The 9,952-nt window shown below is 68.6% G+C and carries 10 protein-coding genes; 2 read left to right on the top strand and 8 right to left on the bottom strand.

Annotated elements, in window-relative coordinates:
* Nucleotides 1-93: 93 nt before the first annotated feature.
* Nucleotides 94-390 carry a co-chaperone GroES gene (gene groES, locus LQZ87_RS14120; protein ID WP_017203655.1) on the bottom strand — a complete coding sequence of 99 codons (297 nt, stop codon included), beginning with the start codon at nucleotides 388-390 and terminating at the stop codon, nucleotides 94-96.
* A 185-nt stretch (nucleotides 391-575) separates the two neighbouring features.
* Between groES and LQZ87_RS14115 the strand changes: the two genes are divergently transcribed.
* Entirely contained in the window at nucleotides 576-1,925 is a 1,350-nt protein-coding gene (locus LQZ87_RS14115) for a PHB depolymerase family esterase (protein ID WP_230104084.1), read from the top strand.
* Nucleotides 1,926-1,964: 39 nt separating this feature from the next.
* A complete protein-coding gene (locus LQZ87_RS14110; RefSeq protein WP_230104083.1) occupies nucleotides 1,965-3,224 on the top strand; it encodes a class I SAM-dependent methyltransferase in 1,260 nt (419 codons plus the stop codon).
* Nucleotides 3,225-3,227: 3 nt separating this feature from the next.
* Here the strand turns inward: LQZ87_RS14110 and LQZ87_RS14105 are convergent, their stop codons facing one another.
* The 7 genes from LQZ87_RS14105 to LQZ87_RS14075 are packed head-to-tail and all read right to left on the bottom strand — an operon-like array spanning nucleotide 3,228 to nucleotide 9,861.
* Nucleotides 3,228-4,409 (bottom strand): hypothetical protein, encoded by a 1,182-nt coding sequence (locus tag LQZ87_RS14105; RefSeq protein WP_230104082.1) that lies wholly within the window; start codon nucleotides 4,407-4,409, stop codon nucleotides 3,228-3,230.
* A gap of 3 nt (nucleotides 4,410-4,412) precedes the next feature.
* Entirely contained in the window at nucleotides 4,413-4,877 is a 465-nt protein-coding gene (locus LQZ87_RS14100; protein ID WP_230104081.1) for a hypothetical protein, read from the bottom strand.
* Nucleotides 4,874-5,995 carry a tRNA (adenosine(37)-N6)-threonylcarbamoyltransferase complex transferase subunit TsaD gene (gene tsaD / locus LQZ87_RS14095; protein ID WP_230104080.1) on the bottom strand — a complete coding sequence of 374 codons (1,122 nt, stop codon included), beginning with the start codon at nucleotides 5,993-5,995 and terminating at the stop codon, nucleotides 4,874-4,876. Before tsaD ends, LQZ87_RS14100 begins: the two co-directional genes overlap by 4 nt.
* Complete coding sequence (gene rimI / locus LQZ87_RS14090) at nucleotides 5,992-6,438, bottom strand: ribosomal protein S18-alanine N-acetyltransferase (protein WP_230104079.1); 447 nt, start codon at nucleotides 6,436-6,438, stop codon at nucleotides 5,992-5,994. Before rimI ends, tsaD begins: the two co-directional genes overlap by 4 nt.
* A complete protein-coding gene (gene tsaB, locus LQZ87_RS14085) occupies nucleotides 6,438-7,058 on the bottom strand; it encodes a tRNA (adenosine(37)-N6)-threonylcarbamoyltransferase complex dimerization subunit type 1 TsaB (RefSeq protein ID WP_230104078.1) in 621 nt (206 codons plus the stop codon). The genes rimI and tsaB overlap by 1 nt, the downstream gene beginning before the upstream one ends.
* Nucleotides 7,055-8,206 carry a hypothetical protein gene (locus LQZ87_RS14080; protein WP_230104077.1) on the bottom strand — a complete coding sequence of 384 codons (1,152 nt, stop codon included), beginning with the start codon at nucleotides 8,204-8,206 and terminating at the stop codon, nucleotides 7,055-7,057. Before LQZ87_RS14080 ends, tsaB begins: the two co-directional genes overlap by 4 nt.
* A complete protein-coding gene (locus tag LQZ87_RS14075) occupies nucleotides 8,203-9,861 on the bottom strand; it encodes a HAMP domain-containing sensor histidine kinase (protein WP_230104076.1) in 1,659 nt (552 codons plus the stop codon). Before LQZ87_RS14075 ends, LQZ87_RS14080 begins: the two co-directional genes overlap by 4 nt.
* Between the last annotated feature and the right edge of the window lie 91 nt (nucleotides 9,862-9,952).

The raw sequence follows: 9,952 nt of genomic DNA, 5'->3' as shown, positions 1-9,952 counted from the left end.
GGCCAGTAGGGGTCACCGGATACGACGAAGGTCCGGATGCCGAAGCATCCGGACCTTCGAGAAACGTGTTGCTGGGACTCAGCGAACAGTCACTCAGCGAACGACGACGGCGAGGACGTCGCGGGCCGACAGGACGAGGAACTCGTCTGCGCCGAACTTCACCTCGGTGCCGCCGTACTTGCTGTAGAGCACGCGGTCGCCGACGGCGACGTCGAGCGGGACGCGGTTGCCGTTGTCATCGATGCGGCCGGGGCCGACGGCCACGACCTCGCCCTCCTGGGGCTTCTCCTTGGCGGTGTCGGGGATGACCAGGCCACTCGCGGTGGTCTGCTCGGCCTCGACCTGCTTGATGACGATGCGGTCCTCGAGCGGCTTGATGGAAACCGACACGGTCTACCTCTTCTTTCTTGACGCTGACACGAAAGACTCGTTCGCACTCTCAACCCGAGAGTGCTAATCACAGTGTAGGCGGTCGGCTGGCACTCACGCAATGCGAGTGCCAGCCCTTCTCACATCCCCTGTTGCCTGAATCAGCTTTCATATACGGTGATGCGCAAACCGATCAAGGAGGATCGATGACGTTGCAATCACCAACACGCAAGCCTCGACGGCGTCTCACTGCCGCTCTCGTCACGGTGGGGCTCTCGCTGGCCGCACTGGTCGGGATTCCGGCCGCAGCCCAGGCGATCACGTGTCCGCCGGGATTCGAGAGTCTCCCCGGCTGCACGAATACCGAGGGCGGAGGCACCGACACCGGCGGCGGTGGCGCCGCCGCATCGCCCGGCACGTGGTCGTCCGAGACGATCGCCGGTATGACCGTGCGGCTCTACACGCCGACGACGCAGGCGGCTCTCCCCGCCGGCCGCGCACTGATGGTGAGCCTGCACGGCTGCGTGCAGACCTCGTCCGATCTGCAGAACGCCGGCAACTGGGCTGCGACCGCGGAACAGTACGGGATGGTCGTGGCGCTCCCTTCCGCTCCGAACGGCGGAGTCCTGCTCGGCTGCTGGGACTACTACGACGCGAACCACTCCAGTTCGGCGCCATCACGCCACGACGACAACCTGCTCGATCTCGTCTCGGCGCTCACCGCACGCTCCGCGCTCGGGATCGACGCGGATCAGGTCTACATCTCCGGGCTGTCGTCCGGGGGCGGAGAGACGATGGTCATGGGATGCCTCGCGCCGACTGTCTTCGCCGGCATCGGGATCGACGCCGGACCGACGGTCGGCACGACGTCCGGTCAGATCGGCGCTGTCGCGGTGTCGAAGGCTCAGGGCACGGCGACCTGCAACGCGTTCGCGGGCACGGGATCCAGCGGATTCGCCACGCAGCTGACGTCGGTCGTCTACGGCAGCAGCGACACGACGGTGGCAACCGGCTACAACGCGTTGAATGCGCAGATCATGGCCGGTCTGTACGGTGCCGCATCGACGTCGTCGTTCTCACTCTCGGGTCTTCCCGGTGCGAACACGAACGGCAGCGGCACCCTCTACTCCGACGGCGACGGCCCTCGGGTCTCGCTGATCCAGAACACCGGGCTCGGTCACGCGTGGCCGGCGGGCGCGGGCAGCGGCGGCAACTACATCTCGGCGAACAGCATCGACTACCCGGCGTACGTGACGGAGTTCTTCTTCGACAACAACCGCCGCGTCGACCGCGACGCCATGGATCCCGACCCCGACCCCACGCCGACGCCGGACCCCACGCCAACCCCCGATCCCACGCCTGATCCGGATGGCTGCTTCACGGCATCCAACGCGGATCACAAGGCCGCTGGGCGCGCGACGTCGTACGGCGTGAACCCGTACAACCCGTACTACGCGAAGGGCTCTCTCGCGTACATGGGGCAGGGCGACGCCACCGTCACCAGCCTCATGCAGACGGGCGACGCGTCGTTCGCGCTCGTCGCATCCTGCAGCTGACGCGACAGTCTCCACCCGCTCGGTCGTTAGGCTGAGCGGGTGGAGATGTCCGAGCTGACCGCGCTGCTCACCCCCGAGGGGCTTCGGCTGCTCGACGAGGTCGGGACGATCAGCACGACCTCCGAAGTGGCGCAGACCGTATCGCGGCTGCGCGCCGCTGGTCGCTCCCCGGATCTCGTGTCCGCCGTCGTCGGCCAGGCGCATCTGCGTGCGAAGGGTTTCGCGAAGTTCGGTGCCTTCGCCGAGCGGATGCTGTTCACGAGGTCGGGCCTCGAGCAGGCTACGCGTCTGGGCGTGGCGGCCCGGCACGCCGGTCGCATGCGCCGCGCCGGCATCGAGAGCGTCGCGGACCTGGGTTGCGGGATCGGCGGCGACTCCCTCGCGTTCGCCGGCGCCGGGCTCAGCGTGCGGGCGGTGGATGCGGATGAGGTCACCGCGGCGATCGCCGCGTACAACCTCGCTCCGTTCGGGGAGGATGCCACTGTCCAGCACGGCACTGCGGAAGACTTCGTGACCACCAACTTCGGAGAATTTCATGAACTTCGGAGCGAACCGGCCGATTCCTCCGAAGATGCTGCGATTCTCCGCGGGAAGCGCACGGCGGTGTGGCTCGACCCCGCCCGCCGCACGGCTGGGCACAGCGAGACCCGGCGCGTCACGGCATCCGACTACTCCCCCTCGCTCGGCTGGGCCTTCGATCTGGCGGAACGGATGCCCGTTGGCATCAAGCTCGGTCCAGCGCACGATCGCGATGCGCTCCCCGCGGACGCAGAGGCTCAGTGGGTCAGCGCGGACGGCAGCGTCGTCGAGCTGGTCGTGTGGTCCGGCGCCCTGGCGCGCGAGGGCGTGCGGCGATCGGCTCTGGTGATGCGCGGCGACGAGTCTCACGAGCTGACGGCGGGTGCGGACTCTGAGGATGCCGAGACCCGCGAGCTCGGCGCGTTCGTCCACGAACCGGACGGCGCCGTCATCCGTGCGCGCCTGATCGGCGATGTCGCCCGGAGCCTGGATGCCGGGATGCTCGACCCGAAGATCGCCTACCTCACCGGGGATGCCGCGGTGACGAGCCCGTTCGTGCAGTCGTTCAGGGTGCGCGAGGTCGCAGCGGCGAACCCCAAGTCGATCAACCAGATCCTGAAGGCGCACGGCGTCGGGACCCTGGAGATCAAGAAGCGCGGGATGGATGTCGACCCCGCGGCCTTCCGCAAGAAGCTGACCCTGCGCGGCACGGAGTCGGCGACGCTCATCCTCACGCGGGTCGGCGACAAGCGGATGGCGATCCTCGCCGACCGCGTCTGAGACCTACTCGCCGGTCTTGTCGTCGATCTCCGGATCGTCGCTGAAGAGGTCGTCGAACATCGGGTCGTCGCCGGAAGGATCGATCACATCCCCGGTCTCGGAGTCGACCGTGGTCGGCGCCGGATGACGGACGACCGTGAACTGCGGGCCGCGCATCTCCGTCTGCGAGAGGATGTAGTCCGTCGGCACACCGTCCACCGTGGTGCTCAGCGCGACGTCGGCCCCGACGTCCTCCGCGCAGTCGTCCATGACCTGGTCGTCGATGATGGCGATGATGCACAGGCCCTGGCCCGCCCAGTCGTACCAGATGTTCGTGTCGCCATCGCTGCCGATGATGCTGAGGTTCTCCGGCCTGTACCCGGCCGCCTCGATCTGCCTCAGCTGCGCGAGCTCAGCCTCGGAGTACTGGGACTCCCAGTCCCAGTCGTCAGTGGACTGGAGTTGGATGTACGGCACGAGCTCACCATCGACGGTGCGCAGCACCGCGGCGGACAGGGATCGTCCGGCGTTCTCCTGCCCGTCGGGGACGGTGATCGAGGTGGATGGCCACCAGCCGTTCTTCTCGAGCTCCTCGTACGTCGTGCAGCCGCTCGAGGTGCGGTCGGACAGCGTGATGATGACGCACGTCTCCGCGCCGTCGGAACGCTCGGCCCGCCAGACGACGGCGCCGTGCTGTTCGGCCATGGCGATCACCGTGCCCGGATCGTATTGCTTCTCGAGTTCTGCGCGTTCGTCGCCGTGAGCGGCGGTCAGTGCGAACGACCGCGCATCCCAGCCCCAGATCGCCCACCCGATGCCGAACCCGATCGCGAGGATCGCGACGATGGATGCCGCGACCACCGGCCAGCGGCGGCGAACTGTGGCCGGAGCTTCTGTGGAGGCTTCGGCGCGCTCCGCTTGCTCAGCCCGTGGTTCCTGAGCCTGTCGAAGGGTCGTCTCGCTGCTGCGCTCCTCGCTCAACGACCCGAAGAGGTCCTCCTGCCCGTCGTCTCCCTGCCCGTCGTCTCCCTGCCCGTCGTCTCCCTGCGGGTCGTTGAGCGGAGGCGGCGAAGCCGCCGCAGACGGCCGAAGCCGCCCCTCGAGCTCCTGCAAGCGCGCAAGCTCGTCCGCCGACAGTTCTCCGCCAGGGCCGTAGGCCTTGGCACGCAGCATCCGCAGCTCTGCGGAGGAGTCGGCGTCCGGCATCCTTTATCCCACTCTCTCGAGCTGCATCCCGGCCCAGATGAGCCAGCCCAGGCTGAAGAGCGTGGCTGCGAGGCCGAGCACCAGGGCCCAGGTCGCGATCGCCCGGCTCTCGACCGGCCGCCGCAGCGACATGATCGCGGCGATCACGGCGATGATCGCGAGCGGAATGCCCCACCCGACGAACCAGGAGGCGACGAGCGCCACGATCGCGGCGACGAGGGCCCACGGAGCGAGACGGCTGTTGTCATCGGCGGAAGGCTCATCGTGCGGGGCCCACTGCACCGCCCCCATGCCCGCCGTGTCGGCCGGGCCGCTGGCGACCAGGGGTTCCGTGCTCACGGGTCCGGTGGGCATCTTCGTGTACTCACCGCGGGGGGCGCCAGGAACACGGGCGCGATCGGCCGGATGCTCGACCTCGGGGTGCGGAGGCTCGACCTGCGGCTGCTTCTGCGGTTCCAGGTCGCTCATGCGGCGCTCCCCTGTGTCTCCACGCGTTCTGCGACCTGGATCTCCGTGACGGGCAGCGTCGAGTCCGCACCGAACGCGAGTGTGGAAGGGCGACGCCCTGAGGCGATGAGATCGGCGGCGAGCGCGGCGATCATCGCGCCGTTGTCGGTGCACAGACTCAGCGGCGGAATGCGCACCGTGACGCCGGCGGCCTCTGCGCGCTGGATCGCGACCTCCCTGAGGCGCTTGTTGGCGATGACGCCTCCGCCGAGCAGCAGCCGCGGCACGCCGCGGTCGGCGCACGCGGCGAGCGCCTTGGTGACGAGCACGTCGACGACCGCCTCGCGGAAGCTCGCGGCGACATCGGCGCGCTGCGACGCGCTCAGGGCGCGACCGGCGTCCTCCTCGCGCTCGACCCACCGCGCGACAGCGGTCTTCAGTCCAGAGAACGAGAAGTCGTAGCGGTGCTTCGCCATGTCGGTGGCCTTCGACAGCCCACGAGGGAAGCGGATCGCCTTCGGGTCGCCGGCTCCGCTCGGCGAGGAATCGGCTGCGCGATCGATCTCTGGTCCGCCGGGATACGGCAGCGAGAGCAGGCGGGCGACCTTGTCGAATGCCTCGCCGGCTGCGTCGTCGATCGTCTCGCCGAGCAGCTCGACGTCCGTCGTGAGATCGCGCACGTGCAGGAGCGACGTGTGTCCGCCCGAGACCAGCAGCGCGATGGTCGGGTACTCCAGCGGCTCGGACTCCGGCGTCACGATGTCGGCGGCGATGTGCCCGACCAGGTGGTTGACGGCGTACAGCGGCTTGTTCAGCGAGACCGCGAGCCCCTTCGCCGCGCCGACGCCCACCATGAGGGCTCCGGCGAGACCCGGGCCGCTGGTGACGGCGATGGCATCGAGATCGTGGAGCGAGACCTGCGCCTCGGCGAGTGCGGCATCGATCGTCGGCTGCAGGGCTTCCAAGTGTGCGCGGGCGGCGACCTCCGGCACGACGCCGCCGTAGCGGGCGTGCTCGTCCATGCTCGACGCGATGGTGTTCGAGAGCAGAGTGCGACCCCGGACGATGCCGATGCCGGTCTCGTCGCAGCTCGTCTCGATGCCCAGCACCAGGGGTTCCAAGGCCAGTGGCTCGTTCATGCGAGTTTCACCTTCATCACGATGGCATCCACATCGTCGGGCTGGTAGTAGCGGGGTCTGCGGCCGATCTCCTCGAACCCCTCGGACAGGTACAGGCCTTCGGCGGACGGGTTGTCGGCTCGCACCTCGAGGAACACCTCCCGTGCCCCGCGAGCAGTGGCCTCTGCCAGCAGCATGCGCAGCATGGCGCGGCCCCTGCCCTGTCCCCTGCGCGCCTCGGCGAGCGCGATCGTCTGGATGTCGGCATCCGCGTTTCCTGGAATGGATCGGAGCCCGGCGTACCCGATCACGGCGCCGGCGTCCTCATCGACGATGTAGTGGCTGTACGCGGTGGCGAGTTCGGCGGCCATGGACTCGCTGCTCCAGGCGTCGGTGGGGAACGAGGCGTTCTCGAGCGCCATGATCGCGTCGAGGTCGGCTGGCGTCGCGGTGCGGATGGTCATCAGCTCACCCGCTTCGGCGCGCCGGGGATGGTGACGTCCGGCTGGCGCAGGTAGATCGGCTCGACGCCGGTGAGCTCGCGGCCTGCGCGGGCCGCGAGCATCCCGACACGGGCGAGGGCGCCGGCGTCGAGTGTCGCCACCTCGATCTGGTGGATGCCGTCGAGCCGCGCATCCGCACCGGACCTGGGCACGAGGACGGTGGGTTCGACGAGATTCGGGATGCCGTCGGCATCCACCCCGTCGAAGACGGAGATCGCCACCTCGCGGCGGCGGGCGTCGGTGACGATCGCGAAGCGGGCCTCCGGAGCCTCCGCCTCGAGGATGGACAGGGCCGCGGCGAAGTGGCTGGGGACGGGGACGACGGGGATGCCGCGACCGATCGCGAACGCTCGTGCCGTGGCGATTCCGATCCGCAGGCCGGTGAAAGGGCCGGGCCCCATCCCGGCCACGACATGCGTGATGACGCCATCGCCGATATCGCTCACAGTCCGTTCCAGCAGGGTGCCGATGACCTCGGCGTGTCCGAGCGGATCGGGGCTGCAGGCGTCGGCGCGCACCTGACCGTCGGAATCGATGAGGGCGACGGCCGTACCCAGCGAGGTGTCGACGGCGAGGATCACCTCTCCAGGGTAGTCGGCGCCTTCTTCACCCGCTCCCAGCGATCGCCGCCCTCGTCGCGCGCGCGGGCGGCGGCCTGCGCTGCAGCTTCGATGAGCTCGTCGTAGTCGTAGCCGACGACGCTCACACCGGCCCATCCGACGCTGGCGGACAGGCGTATGCCCGCGCTGGCACCAGCGCCTCCGATGGTGGAGATCCGCCGAAGCATCGTGCGCACATGGTGCTGCACCGACTCGTCGCTGCCGTGGATGATGACGATGCAGCGGTCGTCGTCGACGCGATCCGCATCGGCCGCGGCGGGGAGGCTGTCGATGATGTCGTCGTGGAACCGGTCGACGATCCGTCCGAAGCCCACGCCGGTGGTGGATTCACGCAGATCGGCCGTGTCGTCCAGGCGCACGTCGAGGATCGACCAGGCCTGATCGCCGTGCAGACGCGCCTTCTGCAGCCGGCGTCGGGCGCGCACGGCTCCGAGCGCGGCGGTGTCGACCTGCTGGCCGTCGGCTCGGACCAGCAGCACCAGCGTGAACGCCGCGCACACGCTCGTCACGAGCGTGCCGACGCTGTTGATCTCCCGGAGCACGTCGAGCTGCACTGACAGGCTGAGCTCCGTGTCGAACAGCGCAGCCGCCGCGCCCACGACCGCGAGGATCGCGAACGCGCAGGACGCCAGTGCAAGGGGCAGTTTGATGTCGCGCCGAGGGCTGGGATTGCGGAAGAGCTCGTACGCGATGAGCGCCGCGAACACCCCGGCGACCAGGAACACCGCACGGAACACGGGCTGGAACCCCGGCCCGTCAGCCGTCACCGCGAGACTCCCGGGGGCGATGAGGACGAACGCCACGACCGGCCACCAGATCGGACGCTTGCCGAAATGCATGCGCAGGCCCAGCCAGATGATCGGCTCGAAGCAGATCATGAACCCGGATGCCGCGGCCTGCAGCACGGCCGAGTCCATCTGCTGAGCCCCGACCCAGAGGTATGTCCCGAGCAGACCGAGGCCGAACGCGACGCCCCACGTGATCGTGGCGCGACTGGGACGAGCGAGTGTGATCAGACCGAACACGAGCGCCGTGACGAGAGTCACCATCGCGACGAGCCCCGTCGAGGCGTCGACGCGGATGGCGTCGTGAGCGGCGTTGACGATCATGCTGGCTCTCTTTCGTCTGTGCGCTGCGTCGCACGCTGTGTCGAGTGCTCAGCCGAGGCGTGCGTCGACCGCTCCTCGCGCTGGCGCGGGAACCGCAGCGTGACGCTGGTCCCGACGCCCGGCTCGCTGGTGATGTCGATGGTGCCGCAGTGCGCGGTGATGATGTCTCGCGCGATCCCCATGCCGAGGCCCGTTCCGGGGATGCCGCCCGATCTGGCCTCATCGGCACGGAAGTACGGGTCGAACAGGTGCTCGAGCTCGTCCGGGGCGATGCCGAGACCCGTGTCGGTGATCGTGACCTCGGCCCTGCTCTCGTCGTCCACGCCCAGGTCGATCCCGATGCGACCGTTCGCCGGTGTGTACTTGACGGCGTTGCTGAGCAGGTTGTCGATCACCTGTCGCAGTCGGAACGCGTCCCCGTAGATGAGCAGGGTGTCGCGACCCGTGACCTCGATCGTGTGCCCCTGGCTCGTCGCGGTCGGGTGGTAGCTGGCGACTGAGGCGTCGACCACCTGACGCAGATCGACGGGCTCGGAGAGCACGACCGGCTCGTCCTTGGACTCGTCGAGCGCGGTGGACACCAGTCGCAGCATCCGCTCGCCGGCATTCGCGACGACCTCGAGCTGCGCGACGACGTCGGAGGGCAGATCGTCGCGTTCCAGCATCAGGTCTACGTGTCCGATGACGGCCGTGAGCGGATTGCGCACCTCGTGCGAGACGATCGCCGAGACGTTGCGACGGTTCTCGGCCGCTTCGAGCGCCTCGGTGACGTCGTCGATGATGATGAGCGTCGTGCGCTGCGCGTCGGATGCCCCTGCGAGCTGCTGCGTGCTCACCTGCAGTGCCCTCCACCGGCCCTGGCTGTCGTACAGCCACACTCGCTCTCCGCGCATGAGCTCGCAGCGCGCCGCTCGGGCGAGGACCGTCTGATCCGGAGGGAGCGGCTCTCCGCGGCGGTCGTCGTACTCGACCGCCGGCGAAGGGAGGGTCGCGCCGAAACGATCGCGTCCGTAGAGCGAACGGTAGGCATCGTTCATCCGCTGGATGACGCCGTCCTCGCCGATCGCTGCCAGAGCAGTATCCAGCACGTCGATGATCTGCGTGACGCGCTGCTGGTGCGTCTCGGCGCGCGTCGCAGCCGTGTTCACCTGTTCGGACTGCCGCTGCAGCAGGCGTCGGGCTGCGCGCGAGCGCTGGGTGCCGATCCGCAGTGTGGTGCCGAGGAAGCCGAGGGTGATCACCACGATGAGCACCCGCAGCATCATCTGCGCCGGATCGCCAGGGTGGTTGCCGAACGCGATGAGGCACACGCTGATGAAGGCGATGCCGATGAACACCCAGGGCATGGTGAAGTACGTTGCGAGCCAGGTGACCGGGAACACCCACAGGAAGCCGAGTCGAATGTCGGGTGTGCTCGTGGTCAGGCCGATCGCGAAGGCGTCCAGCAGAGGGACGCTGACGGCCGCGATGGCGGGCAGCCGGTCCCAGGGAACCATGATCGTGGCGAGTGTGATGAGGATGACCAGCGCGAAACCGGCGACGACCAAGGGGGTCGCGAACGTCGCCGGCCGGAAGGCCGCGATCATCACTGCGATGGCGACGATGCCGCCCGTGAAGATCAACTGCCAGCGCCAGATCGATGGCGTGCGGACCATGCGTGCTCGCCTCTCGGAACGGATACTCAAGTCTGCCGCAAGATTACTCAAAGAACGGCTCGACTGCGTTCCCACGGCGCACGCCTGATCA

Source organism: Microbacterium sp. Bi121, from assembly GCF_918698005.1.
Lineage (GTDB): Bacteria > Actinomycetota > Actinomycetes > Actinomycetales > Microbacteriaceae > Microbacterium.
Note: the sequence above shows the minus strand (reverse complement) of the source record. Positions and strands in the feature narration are given on the sequence as shown.

Excerpts from the sequence above, each read along its gene's own strand:
- LQZ87_RS14115 (WP_230104084.1), top strand. The coding sequence starts at position 576 with ATGACGTTGCAATCACCAACACGCAAGCCTCGACGGCGTCTCACTGCC.
- LQZ87_RS14105 (WP_230104082.1), bottom strand. The coding sequence starts at position 4,409 with ATGCCGGACGCCGACTCCTCCGCAGAGCTGCGGATGCTGCGTGCCAAG.
- LQZ87_RS14100 (WP_230104081.1), bottom strand. The coding sequence starts at position 4,877 with ATGAGCGACCTGGAACCGCAGAAGCAGCCGCAGGTCGAGCCTCCGCAC.
- tsaD (WP_230104080.1), bottom strand. The coding sequence starts at position 5,995 with ATGAACGAGCCACTGGCCTTGGAACCCCTGGTGCTGGGCATCGAGACG.
- rimI (WP_230104079.1), bottom strand. The coding sequence starts at position 6,438 with ATGACCATCCGCACCGCGACGCCAGCCGACCTCGACGCGATCATGGCG.
- LQZ87_RS14080 (WP_230104077.1), bottom strand. The coding sequence starts at position 8,206 with ATGATCGTCAACGCCGCTCACGACGCCATCCGCGTCGACGCCTCGACG.
- LQZ87_RS14075 (WP_230104076.1), bottom strand. The coding sequence starts at position 9,861 with ATGGTCCGCACGCCATCGATCTGGCGCTGGCAGTTGATCTTCACGGGC.